The sequence below is a fragment of the Anaerocolumna sp. AGMB13025 genome, from assembly GCF_029689925.1.
Lineage (GTDB): Bacteria > Bacillota > Clostridia > Lachnospirales > Lachnospiraceae > Anaerocolumna.
Genome location: NZ_CP121445.1, coordinates 4,136,916 through 4,153,213 on the forward strand (window position 1 = coordinate 4,136,916; position 16,298 = coordinate 4,153,213).

The window sequence follows — 16,298 nt, forward strand, 5'->3', positions numbered from 1 at the left end:
GTCTCCTGTTTTTCATCCTAAATTTTCTAATTGAATGAAGTTATTATGTGTATATAATAAAAATTAATACCTTATACATAAATTAAGACAGTTATTTATGAAATTTATAAACAATATCAAAGAAATACACCCTTACCGGAAAATGCTAATCCGTAAGGGTGTATGTTTCTTAACTTTAAAGTTATATAGAGGTTATCAGTACAATATATATTGAAAGTAAAGCTTTAAAGTTATCTGTTTTAAGATATCTGTTTTAAGATATCTGCTTTAAGTTATCTGCTTTAAGTTATCTGCTTTAAAAGAGACCTTATCTTGTAGTTTTTTTCTTCTGTGACATTAGAACAGCTCCACCAAGTAACGCTGCAACACCGGCAATTCCTGCCATTGTCATTATACTATTTTTTTCATTGCTTACAGGCTTCTCAAAAGAATTATTATCGCCAACACTTACAACTTTAACATTACCGTCATCAGCGTTTTCTAATACTTCGCTATCACCGAATGCAGTCATAACACCGTCTGTAGCAATACCTGAGGTAGCCATTAATTCAGGCTCTACCCCTTCTACTACTTTCACCTGATCCTTACCGGTTAAACTGTAAATGTAATCAATATTTTCCTTAGTAAAGGGAAGGATTCCGATTTCAACGACACCATCTACAGGAACCGTACTCATAATTGCGATATCTTTGCTTTCAATATCCTTAATCTTATCTTCAAAAATAATTTTATTTATTTCATCGGCTTTAGCAATGAAAGCATCATCCTTTGCTGCGGCTTCCTTTGAAGGTGCTGCTCCACCTTGTGATACTTCTGCTAACCCTGAAGTTGCAGCTAATGCCGCCGGGTCAATTGCTGCATCAGAAGATGCAGTTGTTTCCGGATCTTGTGCCAGTCCTGATACTGCAGCCAGCTCAGATGCCTCTCCATCTGATGTTACTGAGGCGCCTGGTGCTGTGACATTCTGAGTGGTTATTTCTACTGCTTTCTTATCAACGGTTTCTGCTAATGCAACTCCGGCAGACAGGGTGGATACACATATTCCTAATATAAGAGCTTTCACAAATTTTGTTTTTATCATAATTACTACCTCATCTTTCCTTTATTTTTTATGGTTATCTTTTTTGGTGTTTTCGTTATTTTTTTATGGCGTTTTTATTATCTTTTCTTAACACTTCTCTAAATATTTCTATTATTAAAATTAATTCTCATTATGGGTTAAATAAGTATTATTGTTTAAACTATTATTGTTTAAACTGTTACTCTTTTTATCCATGGCACATCTTAACAATTTGAATATCCCTGTTGTTTTTTGCAAAGGACATGATTTTTATCAATCCCTATACTCTCCTGGTACCGAGGAGAATATAAAAGTAAAGTTATGATACTATAACTTCTGGCCTTTAAGGTCTTCTAGTTGTTTAAGGTCTTCTAGTCGTTTAAGGTCTTCTGATTTTTTAATATCTTATGGCTCTTTATATTCTTCTTACATTTGTCATTTAAGTAAAACTCTTATAATTATTTGATAACCTTCAAGCTATCATGGATACTTCTATATTCTATATGAATACTTTAATTTCCCCCTTTCTTAATGCTTTACATTGATTAGACGAGAATGTTAAATCCATAGTTCCATTTTTTATTGATATTTTAACTATATATTTTTTCCAATTTTATTATTTTATTTATCAAATAAATATATAAAAGAGATAGTACCAAAATCATAATAGCTGCAACGTTTGAGATTATACCTAAAATGAAAATACGGTAATAAAAAGATGCATACAAACTGTTACCCCAAAATATGCATCTTTTTATTACCGTATAATTTTAAATCCTTGTATCAAGCACTACATTGCGCCTTTTAATTCCTGATAACTATTCTTCTCAATCTGCCGAATCTGCTTTTTACTCATTGCAAAATTAAATATGGATTCACTTGCATGTACAAAATCATAAAAATTACAATTACCGGTTCTCTCCCCTATACCAAATAAGGTACAGTCTATGAATGCAGCACCGGCCTTGGCACCAATAATAGAATTAGCAACTGCCATACCCAAATCGTTATGGACATGCATCTCAAGTTCAATATCGGAGTGGCTTTTAATGGTTTCTACGATTTCTTTGGTACGGCTGGGAGTTAGAATACCAACGGTATCAGCAAGACGGATAATATTTACTCCAGCTTTTTTCAGTTCTTTGATTAGGCTTAATATAAATCCTAAATCGGATCTGGAGGCATCCTCTAATCCCACCGTAACTTCAACTCCGTTACTCTTAGCTAAATCAACACATTCCAATATACTCTTCTGGACCCAGGCCTTATTCTTTTTTAATTTACTGTAGATCTGAATATAGGATACCGGAGTTCCAATATGAATAATATGGGGTTTGCAGGCAATAGAATTCTTTACATCCTTACTATTCATTCTGCTCCATACCGATATCTTCGCCTGCTTCGTATTCTCAATGATTTCACAGATTCCATCTGCTTCCACAGAACTTAAGCAGGGAACGCCTGCTTCTATTTCGTAAACGCCGATTTCATCCAGCAATTTAGCGATTTTGACTTTATCCCTTGTACAAAGAGCTATCCCAGGACTTTGCTCCCCATCTCGTAAGGTAGTGTCTACAATATATTTATTTTCCTTCATCGGCAATCACCTCCAAAACCAGCTTTTCAAACTCACCATCCTCTAAACTGGTTCCGTTTTCCGTACAGACCTCCTTAACCAGATTCAGAATTTTCTCTACGACTGCATCTTCTGGAACAACTAACTTAAGTTCCTCCATTTTTAATTTAACGGCCTTCATTCCAGAATGCTTTCCGATTACAATTTCTGATCTGCCACCGACACAGCCTGGTTCGTAAGCTTCGTAAGTAGCCGGATTTTTTCTGATGCCATCGGCATGGATTCCTGCCTCCACTTTAAATATGTTCTTTCCGATAACAGGTTTTTTGTTGCTTATCCTGGTCCCTGTTATTTTTTCAAACAATTGGGCAAGTTCCGGCAGCACGGTCAGATCTCTGTTTGGTTTATGTCTGACTGCCAGACGCAAGGCCATAATTACCTCTTCTGTAGCAGCATTGTTTTTATATCCTGCAAAACTGGTAGTTACATCACTGCCGTAATTTAAAAGCCATTGTACGGCAAGAGCACTTGCACAGCAGTACGTATTTTCAGGACAGAAATTAATTTTGCTGTTTGGCAGTGACTTTTTGATTTCATTCATAGTTTTTTCATAAGCACCGCACATGATATCATCCAGTCCTGTAATTCTTAGTTCCTTACAATTATTAAGGGTTCTTAGCCTTACTATCTCTCTAACATCATTAATTTGTATTTCATGAATCATCTTATCCTGATTGTTTTCATAATGACAGGTATATCTTAAAAAGCCCGGATATAAATCCATCTCTTCGGCAAAATTAATATGCAGCACATAATTTCCCTCTTCCGGCAGTTCCTCCATTCTCTCATATGCGGCTATAGACAATTCAATCATATCTACCCCGATTATAGTCAACAGCTTACAAAATAAATGCAGCTCTCCTTTTGATGGCAGTCTTCCATCAAATCCGGTTAATGTATTATCTATTATACGAATCATGCTGCCATCTCTCCTTCCGCCTTCACAGAATCATACCATTACTTATATCCCCATTAAATCATTAATTCTTTTACCGGTTCTCCGCCTTCAATATGCTGTTCCATAATGGTTTCAACATCTTCCTCTGTCAAATTGCCATACCAGACTCCTTCAGGATAAACAACTGCAATTGGCCCTTTGTCACAGATTCCGAAACATCCGGTATTCGTAATCATGACGTCACTGGAAAGATCCCTGTCGTTTACTTCCTCCATAAACTTTTGTACGATATCCACCGAATCCTTGGAAAAGCAAAAGCCTTTTTGAACCCCGTTAATGCGGCAGCTGGTGCAAATAAAAATGTGATACTTTGGACTAACCATAATATTCTCCTTTTCAAATGAACTATTTATTAAAGTATGCTAAGACCCATTTATAAAAAGTCTTAGTCCTACTTAAAGAACGATTTATCTGTGGTACTATACAATTCTTTACTATTTGCTCCTGGAATTTATAATTCTTACTTTCTTGATATCTTCTTACTTAATTGGATTCTACTTATCCATTGCATTCTTTTTATTTTAATAGTTTCTTCTTATTTCATAAGTTCTTTTATTTCATAAGTTCTTTTATTTCATAAGTTCTTTTATTTCATTGGTTTCTTCTTATTATAGGGATAGTTCTGAGGCAACCTTTTTAACTGAATCTTCAATTCTGTCGTAGGTGGCAAATACCCGTATTCCCCGCTGGCTTAGTTTCATTTTAGGGGATTCTCCGATACGCATTGCAATTACCGCATCACAATCAGCTATGGTTTTAATAATAGCCTCTATCTTATCTTCTTTATCCCCGCATTCTTCACTGCCGTTACAATACTTTGAGATGCTCCTTTTTTCTTTGAATACGGCATTCCCCTGATTATATTCATATACATAAAATTCTGAAACCTGACCAAAATGCTGATCCACCAGCATGCCGCTTTTGGTGGCTACGGCAACCTGGAAGGTCTTATCTGATATTATCCTGGAATCCTCTGTTTTATGACAGGCGTTAAATTCAATAGACCGGTCACTGCCCAGTGTCCCGATGGCATCCGCACGGCACTGTCTGCAATGATACATCTGCTGCATGGTTTCCCCGCACAATTTTCTCATAGCCATAATTTCCTGATTATTTACTAAAGGCAGATCCTCAAAGACACTTCCCTGTACCGGAATCAGCTGCATGATATTCGTTATAGTTCCGCCGATTTCCTTTACTTTCTTAACCACCTCCGGTATATGTGCTTCATTGATTCCCTTTAACATAACTATATTGACTTTACAGATAATTCCCTTAAAGGTTAACATCTTTATCCCAGCTAACTGGTTAGCCATTAATATGGCAGCCCCTGCCTCACCATAATAATATGCTCCCATGTAATTCACATACTTATATATTTTACCGCCTATAATAGGGTCTACTGCGTTCATAGTAACCGTAACGTGGGATACTCCTAAACGAATCAGCTCCTCTGCATACTGTGGCAGCATAAGACCGTTAGTGGATAAGCAAAAAGTTACTTCTTTATCCTCTTCTCTAATCATTTCCAGGGTTTTCTTTGTCTCTTCAAAATTCGCCAGGGCATCTCCCGGTCCTGCAATCCCGACTACAGAAAGGTTTGGTACCCGCTTTTTAACTTCCATATACTTATGAAAGGCTTCCTCTGGCGATAAGACTTCCGTTGTAACCCCCGGCCTGCTTTCATTGGGACAGTCGTACTTCCGGACACAGTAATTACAGCTGATATTACACTTTGGAGCGATTGGCAGGTGCATTCTCGCATAATCATGGGCACCGCAATTATAACAGGGATGTGTTGCAGTTTTTTCTTCAATGGTTTTTTCCACGGACACCGTTTCCTCCTTATGTATATTTAACTCTATGATATTACTGTTGCTCTGATGATTTACTTCTCTTTCTATCTCTGGTTTATAATATTTTTCATATAGTTTTTCACGGAAGGTGGTTTCTTTTTTACTTAAGATCACATTCGATATTTCATCCAAGAAGCTTAATGCTCCTTCATAACCTAAGGTCTTAAGCCTCTGCCCTCCAACCCTGTCATGGATGGGAAAACTTCTTCTTACCAGGTCAATTCCCAGTTTTTCTGCAATTCTTCTGCCGTCCGAATTACCGATTAAGACATTAACACCAAGTTCTCTGGCATATTCTTCAATGGTCTGAAAATCCACATCGTCCAGTATTTTATATTCTTCAATAAAATAACTATCTGCCACCTCTTTTATTTCTGCTTCCAACATGGATTTTAAGTTTCTGCACTTGGAACCCGTAGCTGCAATTAAGGGCATGATTCCATTCTCTGCACAAAGCCTGACGGTACTGTATACAAAATCCGGTTCTCCATAGATGGCAGCTCTGGCTTCTCCGTTATATTTATGGGCATCAACCATAGCATCTAAAAACCTGCCTCGTTGCAGCATAAGGTGTTCAGGAGTATCCTTTCTTGTAATCTCTCCTAAGAGTCTGAGCAAGGAATCATTATCCCGCAGGCTCACCGGCAGATTACATTTCTTATAAGGGACACCATAAGTTTCATAGAGGTATTCTGCAACGGAAGGGTTATCTTCTGTAAAGCTGGAAATTTCTATGGTCAGGGAAGCTCCGGCCATTTTTTTTACATCTTCTATATCAGTACCTTTTGAAGGTAATTTTTCATATTGGGGTTTATAGATTCCATCCAGATTTTCAGACAGATCGGGTAATAATATATAGTCAACGGAATAGCTGTTAAGGAGCTCTTTTAAATATCTGGTATCCGCAGGGGATAAGGTGCTGGTCACCACATTGACTTTATTGTGTTTTGTGGTATCCATTTCCACATGCTTAACCAGTTGATAGAGAGCCTTCATATAACCTTCGAACTGGGTACCGGCATAGCCTGCCGAAGGTACGGGAATGATGGTTATATCCTTATATTCCGGGTTTTCCTTATAAAACTTATCAATAATACGTATTATGTCTTCACCGATGGTCTCTGCCAGACAGGTAGTCTCAACAGCGATTACTTCCGGTTCATATACTTTAATCAGATTCTTAAGACCGTTAATCAGGTTCTGTTCTCCTCCGTATACCGTACCTTCCTCAGTCAGGGAAGAGGAGGCTATATCTACCGGCTCATTGTAGTGAGTCGCCATATGTCTTCTGATATAGGTACTGCAGCCCTGTGAACCATGGAGAATGGACATACATTTTTTAATACCATAAAATGCTGTCACTGCACCCATGGGCATACACATCTTGCAAGGATTTACGTTTAAATTTACTAATGTCCCTCTCATACCAACCTCTTTTCCGCATAACATACATGGTTACTGCTTTCAAATAAAATACGGTTATAGTGTTTCCTTCATGTATTTCCATACCGGATTATTTATACTCATATTGATTTCTCTGGTAAAATTAACTACACCGTCAAAACCACATAAGGGGTGTTTTCTTTCATGGTTGTGGTCGCAGAACGCAATTCCCAGCTTATAGGCTAAGGGTCGTTCTTTTACCCCGCCAACCAATATATCTGCTCCTTTTTCTTTCATAAACTTCTCCAGTTCGGCTGGATTGGTATCGTCAAGAATTACGGTATCCTTACTTACCAGACTTTCAATAATTTCATAATCATCTTTTTTACCGGTCTGTGTACCAACCACTACCGTGTCCATTCCCATGGATTGAAATTGCCGGATTAAAGAGATGGCTTTAAACCCGCCCCCTACATAGATAGCCGCCTTCTTACCTGCCAGGTTCGTTCGGTATTGCGTTAGGAACCCCCTGATTTTTCTGGTTTCTGATTCCGCAAAATCGATTGCCTTTTGTTTTGCCTTTTCATTTTTTAAAGCTTCTGCGATTCGGATTAAGGAACTTGTAGTGTCTTCAATTCCAAAAAAACTTACCTTAATATAGGGTATTCCCATTTCTTCTTCCATCCGGTTTGCCAGATAGGTACTAGAACCTGCGCACTGGACAATATTTAACTCGGCACCAGAGGCTTTAATCAGTGTCTCATAACTGGAATCTCCGGTAAAAGTTGATACCACCGGAATACCGATCTTATTTAAATAATCCTTTATTATCCACATTTCACCGGCCAGATTAAAATCGCCGAGTATATTGACACCTTTCTTCTTAACTGACTCATGTTTTGAAATCAGCTCCATAATAGCATTACAGGCCATTTTATAGCCCACGGACTTATTACCGGAAAATCCAGGTGACTTAACTGGTATAACACGCATATTATATTTTTCAGACATAGCCTTACAGACTGCATCTACATCATCTCCAATGACTCCCACAATGCAGGTGGCATAAACAAAAATCAGCTTGGGGTGGTGTTTTTCAGCGATTTCTTCTATTGCTTTTGTTAGTCTTTTCTCCCCGCCAAAGATAATATCCTGTTCCCTTAAATCTGTTGAGAAACTGTTTCGATATAAATCCTCACCGCTGGATAAGCTGCCCCTTATATCCCAGGTATAGCTGGCACAACCGATGGGACCATGCACGATATGAAAGGCATCTGTTATGGGATTTAACACAACCCTGGCACCGCAATATACGCAAGCCCTCTGACTAATGGAACCGGACACACTGTTTGCATCACATTTCATTCCATTTCCACTGCAGCCGTCCTGTTTATACAATATGAAATCTTTTCTTTCGTCTAAAACATTTGCATTTTCCATATGATACACTTCCTTTCGTGATATTTTTTCATAATATTTTTTTCGTGATATTCTTTCATGATATTTTTATCGTGGTATTTTTTTCGTGATATCTTTATCGTGATATCTTTATCGTGATATCTTTATCGTGATATCTTTATCGTGATATTATTATCGTGATATTATTATCGTGATATTATTATCGTGATATTATTATCGTGATATTATTATCACTGCTTACCGTATGCTAAAATTTAGTATTTTGATTGTTTATGGCTTAAAAACACATAATTCCCGCAAAACGACGTATTTGTCTTCCTGCGAGAATGTATGTTTTTAATATATATTATTTATTTCATTTATTACATTACCATTTCAAAATCTTCTTCCGTACTGTCCCTGTCCTGTCTGTCCATAAGGGCATTGGTTATTAGCTCTGCTAATCTCATGCCGCCTTTATAGCCAACCAAGGGCATATAAGAATGGATATAGCGGTCAATGATGGGAAAGCCGGCTCTGACAAAAGGAATATCCTCTGATCTCGCAATATACTTGCCATGGGTTCCGCCAATCAGAAGATCTACTCCTTCTTCCTTAATCCATTGATGGAGTTCATATAAGTCACCGGCGGCTTTCGCTTTGCAGCCTTCCATGCCGAATTTGGTAAACAGGCTTTCTGCTGCAGTTTCAAAAGCTTCTCCCGGTGTACCAGTCACTACATATTTAGGGATCATGCCCATTTCAAGTACGAATTCAGTAAGACCGAGTACCGTATCCGGATCACCAAAGATGGCAACTTTCTTATTATAAGTATAAGGATGAATATCAATAAGAATATCTACCAACTGTCCCCGTTCTTCTTCAATTTCGTAAGGTATTTCTGCCTTGGCAAAACTCTGGAGTTCCATAATGTATTTATCTGTACTGCCGATTCCGATGGGCATGGGTAAGGTTTTAAAAGGAACATGGCATTTTTTATCCAGTGCTTCTGCTCCTGCTTCACTGGCAAATCTACCGATGGATAAGGTGAATTCCGAATCACCCAGACCGATAATTTCTTCTACGGTGGTACCACCTTTTGGATACATTTCATATTTACCGGTCATGGGACTGTCCATGACACCGCTGGTATCCGGGAGCATGGTATAAGAAATTCCAAGCAGTCCTGCAAGCCGTTTCATTTCCCTCATATCACCAGGATTGACAAAACCGGGGATAATGGCTAATTTACCATTCTTTTTACCGGAGGATACGGACAGATAATTAATAAAACTAGCTACCATATTGGAGAAACCAGTAATATGGGACCCCTTATAGCTTGGGGTATTGGTGTGAACCATATACTTGCCTTCGGGTAAATCAATTCCCTGAATCAGGGAATTTAAGTCATCACCAATGGTTTCCGATAAACAGGTGGTATGCACTGCAATAATGGTAGGATTATAGATATCAAATATATTCTTGGCTGCTGTCTTTAAATTGCTGCCGCCGCCGAATACAGATGCACCTTCGGTAAAGGAACTAGAGGATGCCATTGCAGGATCTTTAAAGTGTCTGGTTAAAAACATTCTGTGAAAAGCACAACAGCCTTGTGAACCGTGGCTGTGGGGCATACATTCATGTACTCCCAGGGCCGCATACATCGCTCCTACCGGCTGGCAGGTTTTCGCCGGATTAATACGTAAGGCACTTCTGTCATATTTCTCTTTCTTCGTATAATCTAACATGCTTTACCACCTCCTAAGGTTCCCTCCAGAATCGGAGCAGTCTTCCAGGGTGTCTTTACATAGCTCCAGGCCGGAGTATAGATTCCCATGGTTATATCTCTGGCAAAATTAACAGCTCCACGGAAACAGGAATAGGGTCCGCTGTAGTCATAAGAGTGAAGCTGTCTGGATAAGGTACCACCTTTTTGCGCCACATATTTATCTTTGATTCCAGAGAAGAAAATATCAGGTTTTAATAATTTTAAGAACTCTTCGGTTTCAAAATGGTTTAAGTCATCCACCATATAAGTGCCGTCGCTCATGTCTTTTACCATACCGCCATAATAATCCAGGAGCTTTTCTTCTTTTAACCGGCTTACATCTTCTTCCGATAAATATACATGGTACTTTTCCAGATCAGGGGATACGGTGATAGACTCAATGTTTTTACTGTCTGCATCGGGTTTAACAAAAGGAATGACTTCCCTTCCTTCATACTCTTCCCGGTGTCCGAATTCATAACCGGCCAATACTGTATGGACTCCTAAATCATCCAGCAAGGTCTGATAATGATGTGCTCTGGAACCGCCTACATAAATGGCAGCAGTTTTACCTTTTAACTTGGATTTGTAATAAGCCATATCCTCTTCAATTAAATCCACTTCATCAGCTATTACTGCTTCGGTTCTAGCTGTAAGTTCCGGATCATTAAAGTATTTTGCTATATTTCTTAAGGATTCAATTGTGCCTTCTACTCCGATAAAGTTTACCTTCATCCAGGGTACTCCGTACTTGGATTCAATTAATTCTGCAATGTAATTTATGGATCTGTGACACTGTACCAGACTTAAATTTGCTTTATGGGAATTTTTTAAATCCTCCATGCTGCTGTCACCGGTAAAAGTGGAAACTACTTCATAACCAATACGTTTTAATAACCGCTCTGTTTCCCAGCCATCACCGCCGATATTATATTCACCTAATATATTAATAGCAAATTTATTCTTGATTTCCCGGTCACCTTCACCGATTACATATCTAACCAACTGATTATTGGCAATGTGATGTCCGGCTGACTGGCTGACTCCTTTATAACCTTCACAGCTAAAAGCGATACATTTAATACCGTATTCCTGTTCTGCCCATTTTGCTACGGCGTGGATATCATCACCGATAAGACCTACCGGACAAGTAGAACAGATCATAATGGTTTTAGGCTGGAATAAATCCATTGCTTCTTCTATGGCTTTCTTTAACTTCTTTTCTCCTCCGAAGACAATATCCGGCTCCTGCATATCGGTAGAAAAACAGTATTGTAAGAAATTATCAACACCCTCTTCTTTTTTTCCTTTATGTCTTCTGGTTCCCCAGGAATAATAAGCACATCCGATGGGTCCGTGGGTAATGATAAATGCATCTTTAATGGGTCCTAATACAACGCCCTTACATCCTGCATAACAGCAGCCTCTTTGTGTTATGATACCCGGTATGGTACGGACATTGGCTGCTATTTCATTCTTTTCATTTTGGTTAACAGTGACCATATGCTCTTTACGGTTTTTATAAACTCTTGAGTTATATTGGTCAAGAACCTTTTCCATTACACTCATACTAATCCTCCTTCTGCTAATAGGCCTCTGTTGTCAACTCTCCGTTACGTACCCGGTAATTTTCGTAAATCGGAAGAATAAATATTTTTCCATCACCGGGATTGCCAGTAGAATTTACCTCCATTATTGCCGTAATCGCTTTTTCTACTTCACTATCTTCTACAATCATGGTAAAAACCCTTTTGGGAATTAACCGGTTCATCTCTGATAAATATTCTCCGGTAGAATTTTGTGGAACCTCCCCGGAGTCTACAATGGAACGTAATAATGTCATATCAATGAGTTTTTTACCTCTTCCAAGGACTCTTCTGCAAGTAAAAGCCGGGATTCCAGCTTCTGCCAGGGCTTCCTTCGTGACATTGACTTTATTCTGCCGTACAATTGCCATTACTTCTTTCATATTAACTCCAATCCATGTACTCTATGGCACATCTTAATCAGGAGATTGAAAAATTATTATATTAGTTCCAGACTTCCATCTGCGGGAACTGCCAACAAGGATTTGAACTATTATTATTAATTTTTCAATCTAATAATTATTGTGAGTATCAGAACCTGCTTATAGACCTTTTGATTTGGTACTGATGGTATATGCTTCTTCCACGGGGCTTACGAATATTCTGCCATCACCAAAATGTCCGTTTTCACCGGTTCTGGAATATTTCATGATAATTTTGACCACATCATCTTTATCTGCATCGTCTACAACCATTAACAACATTTCTTTGGGAATTTCATCATAAAATACTTCACCGACTTTCACTCCCTTTTGCTTACCGCGTCCATATACATCCATTTTAGTTACTGCGGGATAGCCTGCTGATAATAATTCTGATAATACAATGCCGACTTTTTCCGGTCTGATGATTGCTCTCACTAATAACATAAATCTACCTCCACTTTTTCCATGATTTTTAGATATCCATTAATCCGTGTTCCATTAGCAATTCTTCCAGTCGTTCCTGTTTCATTGGTTTTGGTACTACAAACATGTCGTTCCCATCTATCTTAGTAGCTAAAGCTCTGTATTCATCTGCCTGTGTTGCAGATGCGTCAAAATCAATTACTGTCTTCTTATTAATTTCTGCTCTTTGCACCATGTTATCTCTTGGTACGAAGTGAATCATCTGAGAGCCAAGTTCTTTTGCAAAGGCTGATACTAATTCCGCTTCACCATCAACCTTTCTGGAATTACAGATGATACCGCCAAGTCTTACACCACCGGTATTCGCATATTTTTGAATACCTTTTGAAATATTATTGGCTGCATAAAGTGCCATCATTTCACCGGAAGCTACGATATAGATTTCCTGGGCTTTGCCTTCACGGATGGGCATTGCAAAACCACCGCAAACAACATCACCTAATACATCATAAAACACATAATCCAGATCATCCGTATAAGCGCCAAGCTGCTCTAGTAAGTTAATGGAGGTAATAATACCACGGCCTGCACAACCTACACCGGGTTCCGGTCCGCCGGATTCTACACATCTTATGTCTGCAAATCCGTTTTTCATAATAAAGTCAAGGTCAATATCCTCTCCTTCTTCACGAAGTGTATCAAGTACTGTCTTTTGCGCCAGACCACCAAGAATTAATCTTGTGGAATCCGCTTTGGGATCACATCCTACTATCATGATGTTCTTTCCCATTTCGCCTAAACCTGCTGTTAAGTTTTGAGTTGTGGTAGATTTTCCGATTCCACCCTTACCATAAATTGCAACCTGTCTCATAATCAATTCCTCCTTAATTACGTTGATACCTAAATCATTCAGTTACAAAGAAAAGACGCCATTACTTGGAGTAATGACGTCTCTGTCAAAGAGAGTGCAATGCAAGTTCAGCATGCAATTTCTATAGGTAAGATTCTAGCATCGGATAAATAATTATTCAATACATCGATTTGTCAATAATTTTTCTCAATAAGAGATGTTTTTGCACATAATTAACTAGTAACTTTATATCAATTGCATTGTAAAGAATCAATTCTTGATTAGTTAATCAAATCACAGAATCTTTTTATGCCACTTATAAATTAATAGATATTATACTGGAGATATACAATTTCTGTCAAGGTTTATTCAGTAAAAAAATTGTGTATTGCCAATTGACATTGATAACTGGGATAAATTGTTATATAATATTAGCAGTGTAAAATTGGCTTATAGGAGGCAATTTAATGAATAAACGAAAAAAAATAATATTATGTAAATTAATTATAATGATTATTATGATGACCATACTATTTTTTGTCGGGGGTAGAAATACCAAAACTAATACTTTACTGTTGAGTATTACTTTTTTACTCTATTTAGTTGTAGATTTAATATTTTTCTTATTTTCAGATAAGAACAAAAAACAGTGATTTTCTATATAAATCAAACAGGGCTGCCATCTATCCTTATTCAGTTAATTGTTCTAAATTATCCTCCTTTCAGTCAATAAATTAATTTAGGCAATTGCGAAACAATATAGTTTTTTGAATATATCCTGCAAATAATAAGAATTTCATAGCTTCCGTTGCCCTTTGGGCAAGATTCAGCTCTGAAATTGTATTATTTGCAGGATATATAAATACAATATTTGTGTTTCGCAATTGCCTAAATACATTAAGAGCCGCTGCAAAAATTAGATGTCTTACCTTATAGGTAATTTCATTTTTGCAGCAGCTCTCTTGATTGTTACAACTTTTTCTTTATTAATTCTACTTCATTAAAACAGACTTCCAGCAACTTCAAATTTACTTTTCAGGCAATCTGAATTACTCCTCATCCTGCAGAGCATCACAGCCAGTTTCACCGGTACGTACTTTTATTACATCTTCAACATCGTACACAAAGATTTTACCATCACCGATATTACCAGTATAAAGTGCTTTCTTTGCTTCTTCAACAACTAAATCAACTGGAACTTTACATACGGTAATTTCCACTTTGACTTTAGGTAGCAGATTCATCTCAAGCGGAACTCCGCGGTAAAATTCTGTAGCACCTTTTTGTATTCCACAGCCAAGTACATTGGTAACTGTCATACCAGTTACACCAATGGCATTCATAGCTTGTTTCAGCACCTCAAATTTGCTTTGTTTTGCAATAATTACAATTGTTGTAAATTTGCTTCCGTCTGCACTAGGTCCTGAGTAACCTACTTTAGAGACAGGAACAGCTCTTTCAACCGGAGCAGCATAGGGAGCTGACGGTTTATTCTGTATTTCAGAAATAACATCTACCGTAGGCATAAAGTCCGCATAAGCGCTTGTTAAACCATGTTCTTCAATATCAAGACCAAGAATTTCTTCTTCTTTTGTAACTCTAAGTCCGATTGTATGTTTGATGATCTGGAATGTTATGGTAATTGCTACGGTTACCCAGGCGATTACAGCTATTACACCAATAACCTGTGTTAATAAAAGAGAAGCTCCGCCGCCATAAAACAATCCTTGTTCCTGTGCAAATAGACCAACCATTATAGTACCCCCGGCACCACATAAACCATGTACGCCAACAGCACCTACCGGATCATCTACTTTAAGCTTCTTATCAATAAATTCAATACCAAATACAACGATAAAGCCTGCAATAATACCAATCAGGGCTGCACCAAAAGGAGTTACCAGATCACAGCCGGCAGTAATTGCAACCAAACCTGCCAAAGAACCATTTAGAGTCATGGAAACATCCGGTTTTTTGTAACGTATCCAGGTAATGCACATAACAGTTACAGTTGCTACTGCCGCTGCCATATTTGTAGTAACAAATATGTTACCCATGGAAGCCAGAACATCATCACCGGTAGCTGATACGGTGGAACCACCATTAAACCCAAACCAGCAGAACCATAAAATAAATACACCTAATGCACCAAGCGTAAGACTGTGCCCGGGTATTGCTTTTGATTTACCATTTTTGTCATATTTACCGATACGGGGTCCTAAGATTTTTGCACCAATAAATGCTGCTACACCACCGACCATGTGTACAGCTGTAGATCCTGCAAAATCATGGAATCCTAATTGAGCCAGCCAGCCGCCGCCCCATATCCAGTGCCCGGATACCGGATAGATAATTGCACTAATAACCATACTATAGATACAATATGCTGAAAACTTTGTTCTTTCAGCCATGGCACCGGAAACTATAGTAGCTGCCGTTGCACAAAACACGGTTTGGAAAATCAGGAATGCCATTAAAGGAACTCCGGAAGGTAATATAGATGAATAATCACCTTTTACCATTGGATCAAACCCACCAATCAGTGCACTGCTTCCACCAAACATAATACCAAAACCTAATAACCAGTAAATGGGGGTACCTAAACTAAAATCCATTAAATTCTTCATAATAATGTTGCCGGCATTTTTCGCCCTTGTAAAACCTGTCTCCACCATTGCAAAACCTGCCTGCATAAAGAATACCAGTGCTGCCGCAACCAAAACCCAAATCGTATTTTCTGCTGAATACATAATTTTTTCCCTCCTAATAAAAAAAGACATATATACCGGATAATTTTATATCTCCAAATACACGTCTTCGTATTGTTATAAAATATTCAATTGATTCTTACAATTAAGAATAGGCTTTATACCAACGCCCTGTAACAGCCACTCTCAACCTGCAAAATAGTAAATAAAGATTTCCCAAACTACATCCCTCCTTTTGATACGGTGA

At 38.0% G+C, this 16,298-nt stretch carries 12 protein-coding genes; all 12 read right to left on the minus strand.

Annotated elements, in window-relative coordinates; all coding sequences use genetic code 11:
- Positions 1–307 precede the first annotated feature (307 nt).
- Entirely contained in the window at positions 308–1,081 is a 774-nt protein-coding gene (locus tag QA584_RS17110) for a hypothetical protein (RefSeq protein ID WP_278270302.1), read from the minus strand.
- A 769-nt stretch (positions 1,082–1,850) separates the two neighbouring features.
- Positions 1,851–2,657 carry a homocitrate synthase gene (locus tag QA584_RS17115; RefSeq protein WP_278270303.1) on the minus strand — a complete coding sequence of 269 codons (807 nt, stop codon included), beginning with the start codon at positions 2,655–2,657 and terminating at the stop codon, positions 1,851–1,853.
- Positions 2,644–3,615, minus strand: coding sequence for a homocitrate synthase/isopropylmalate synthase family protein (locus QA584_RS17120; RefSeq protein ID WP_278270304.1), 972 nt, complete (start codon positions 3,613–3,615; stop codon positions 2,644–2,646). The genes QA584_RS17115 and QA584_RS17120 overlap by 14 nt, the downstream gene beginning before the upstream one ends.
- A 53-nt stretch (positions 3,616–3,668) precedes the next feature.
- Complete coding sequence (locus QA584_RS17125; RefSeq protein ID WP_278270305.1) at positions 3,669–3,977, minus strand: 2Fe-2S ferredoxin; 309 nt, start codon at positions 3,975–3,977, stop codon at positions 3,669–3,671.
- Positions 3,978–4,262: 285 nt separating this feature from the next.
- On the minus strand, positions 4,263–6,935 hold the full coding sequence (gene nifB, locus QA584_RS17130) for a nitrogenase cofactor biosynthesis protein NifB (protein ID WP_278270306.1): 2,673 nt from the start codon (positions 6,933–6,935) through the stop codon (positions 4,263–4,265).
- A gap of 54 nt (positions 6,936–6,989) precedes the next feature.
- On the minus strand, positions 6,990–8,333 hold the full coding sequence (gene nifE / locus QA584_RS17135) for a nitrogenase iron-molybdenum cofactor biosynthesis protein NifE (protein ID WP_278270307.1): 1,344 nt from the start codon (positions 8,331–8,333) through the stop codon (positions 6,990–6,992).
- Positions 8,334–8,674: 341 nt separating this feature from the next.
- Positions 8,675–10,039 (minus strand): nitrogenase component 1, encoded by a 1,365-nt coding sequence (locus tag QA584_RS17140; protein WP_278270308.1) that lies wholly within the window; start codon positions 10,037–10,039, stop codon positions 8,675–8,677.
- Entirely contained in the window at positions 10,033–11,628 is a 1,596-nt protein-coding gene (gene nifD, locus QA584_RS17145) for a nitrogenase molybdenum-iron protein alpha chain (RefSeq protein WP_278270309.1), read from the minus strand. The genes QA584_RS17140 and nifD overlap by 7 nt, the downstream gene beginning before the upstream one ends.
- Positions 11,629–11,644: 16 nt before the next feature.
- Positions 11,645–12,028 (minus strand): P-II family nitrogen regulator, encoded by a 384-nt coding sequence (locus tag QA584_RS17150; RefSeq protein WP_278270310.1) that lies wholly within the window; start codon positions 12,026–12,028, stop codon positions 11,645–11,647.
- Positions 12,029–12,187: 159 nt separating this feature from the next.
- On the minus strand, positions 12,188–12,514 hold the full coding sequence (locus tag QA584_RS17155) for a P-II family nitrogen regulator (protein ID WP_278270311.1): 327 nt from the start codon (positions 12,512–12,514) through the stop codon (positions 12,188–12,190).
- Positions 12,515–12,542: 28 nt separating this feature from the next.
- Positions 12,543–13,364, minus strand: a complete 822-nt coding sequence (gene nifH / locus QA584_RS17160) for a nitrogenase iron protein (RefSeq protein ID WP_278270312.1) — start codon at positions 13,362–13,364, stop codon at positions 12,543–12,545.
- 1,028 nt (positions 13,365–14,392) lie between these two features.
- A complete protein-coding gene (locus QA584_RS17165) occupies positions 14,393–16,093 on the minus strand; it encodes an ammonium transporter (RefSeq protein ID WP_278270313.1) in 1,701 nt (566 codons plus the stop codon).
- Positions 16,094–16,298: the final 205 nt, after the last annotated feature.

What these genes read in the sequence shown, in the direction of transcription:
- QA584_RS17110 (WP_278270302.1), bottom strand. Translation starts at nt 1,081, where the DNA reads ATGATAAAAACAAAATTTGTGAAAGCTCTTATATTAGGAATATGTGTA.
- QA584_RS17115 (WP_278270303.1), bottom strand. Translation starts at nt 2,657, where the DNA reads ATGAAGGAAAATAAATATATTGTAGACACTACCTTACGAGATGGGGAG.
- QA584_RS17120 (WP_278270304.1), bottom strand. Translation starts at nt 3,615, where the DNA reads ATGATTCGTATAATAGATAATACATTAACCGGATTTGATGGAAGACTG.
- QA584_RS17125 (WP_278270305.1), bottom strand. Translation starts at nt 3,977, where the DNA reads ATGGTTAGTCCAAAGTATCACATTTTTATTTGCACCAGCTGCCGCATT.
- nifB (WP_278270306.1), bottom strand. Translation starts at nt 6,935, where the DNA reads ATGAGAGGGACATTAGTAAATTTAAACGTAAATCCTTGCAAGATGTGT.
- nifE (WP_278270307.1), bottom strand. Translation starts at nt 8,333, where the DNA reads ATGGAAAATGCAAATGTTTTAGACGAAAGAAAAGATTTCATATTGTAT.
- QA584_RS17140 (WP_278270308.1), bottom strand. Translation starts at nt 10,039, where the DNA reads ATGTTAGATTATACGAAGAAAGAGAAATATGACAGAAGTGCCTTACGT.
- nifD (WP_278270309.1), bottom strand. Translation starts at nt 11,628, where the DNA reads ATGAGTGTAATGGAAAAGGTTCTTGACCAATATAACTCAAGAGTTTAT.
- QA584_RS17150 (WP_278270310.1), bottom strand. Translation starts at nt 12,028, where the DNA reads ATGAAAGAAGTAATGGCAATTGTACGGCAGAATAAAGTCAATGTCACG.
- QA584_RS17155 (WP_278270311.1), bottom strand. Translation starts at nt 12,514, where the DNA reads ATGTTATTAGTGAGAGCAATCATCAGACCGGAAAAAGTCGGCATTGTA.
- nifH (WP_278270312.1), bottom strand. Translation starts at nt 13,364, where the DNA reads ATGAGACAGGTTGCAATTTATGGTAAGGGTGGAATCGGAAAATCTACC.
- QA584_RS17165 (WP_278270313.1), bottom strand. Translation starts at nt 16,093, where the DNA reads ATGTATTCAGCAGAAAATACGATTTGGGTTTTGGTTGCGGCAGCACTG.